The following is a 1,292-nucleotide window of genomic DNA, read 5'->3' on the forward strand; positions in this document are numbered from 1 at the left end:
GTTCTGATTTTTTCACTTCTTTAATATCTGTTAAGTCTACGCTATCATCAGCGAAGTCTGGCACAATGAAATGTGTTAAGCCTGTGTAATCATCTTCACGTAATTTAGCTGGTGAATTTGCTTTACTATCAAAGTTTTGCTCTAAGATTGTAAATGTTTTTGTACCGCCGCTGTTATCCCAAACTAAACCAGTATGTCCCCACTTTTTGTAAACTCCTGTCGTATAAATGGGAATTGCACAAATAGGTGGCACGTAATCTCTTGTATTTTTAACAACCTTCCAACCTTTAGGCATGGCGTTTTTAGTGTGTAATTCTTTAGCGTTGCCAATGAAACGTACGCCGCCTGTTACATGATAGATAAAGTCTACAACGACATCTGCACATTGATAAGCAAACTCTTTATCAAAGTCGATATATTGTCCTTTCAAGCTATGCATGTATTCGATTGCTTCTTTATACTTAACCACACTTTGAGGCGAAGGTGTCGGCTTTTTACTTGTTTTTGTTGATAGTTTCTTGCTCGGTGCGGGTTTAATGCCATTAATATATTTAGCGATCTGTTTATCTAAATTTTTAACGTTGCGTGAATATCCGCAAGCCTCTAATAAATTACCGGGATCGATCTTATCAGCTTGAATATCTTGGTGTCCCGGCACTTCGGTTTTATAATCAATTCCCCAATAGTTACATAAATAAGCCAACACACGTGCCATATTATCTAACGACTTACGTGAACGTTGAATGTTGCCCGGAAAATAACTACCCTCTACACCAAACGCAACGTCGTTAGCGTCAGCATTGTACCATTGGTTATCGGTAGGCGTGTTATATATTACATGCCACGCTTTCTCTGTTACTGGAATACATACAATGCACTCTTTATCGTCAACAAAGATATGAGCGCTTGCAACGGTAGCCCAACTTTCCATGTAAGTATTTCTATAATAGTTTACATTTGTTTGTGCTGTTGTGTGAGGGTTTCCTGTGTCATGTGCTACTGCAAATAAAGGTTTCTTACTTGTTAAAGGTTGCCCACTTCTACGTGTTCCAATAGGTAAGAAATCATATTTAACTGGAACGCCATTCCATTTTTCTGCCATTATCCACGACCTCCACCAATTTTATTATTTTTATCTTTAGTTGAACCTGTACGTGGTCTAACTGTTTCCCAAATACCAGTTGCCATTAGTCCACTTATTAAGCCAGCAAGCAATCGACCACCAATTGATAACTCGGTAATAATTTCAGGAATAAACGCTGTAATACCACCTAAAACGATACCAATACCAA

At 38.2% G+C, this 1,292-nt stretch carries 1 protein-coding gene and 1 pseudogene; both read right to left on the minus strand.

Annotated features, from left to right (window positions below):
- A partial coding sequence (locus HMPREF2881_RS01570) for a peptidoglycan recognition protein family protein (RefSeq protein WP_176744860.1) occupies window positions 1-1,102 on the minus strand: 1,102 nt, incomplete at its 3' end.
- Window positions 1,102-1,292: pseudogene (locus HMPREF2881_RS01575) on the minus strand (hypothetical protein); the annotation flags it as partial. The gene HMPREF2881_RS01570 and the pseudogene HMPREF2881_RS01575, both read right to left, overlap by 1 nt.

The sequence above is a fragment of the Staphylococcus sp. HMSC057A08 genome (assembly GCF_001812925.1).
Classification (GTDB): Bacteria; Bacillota; Bacilli; order Staphylococcales; family Staphylococcaceae; genus Staphylococcus; species Staphylococcus hominis.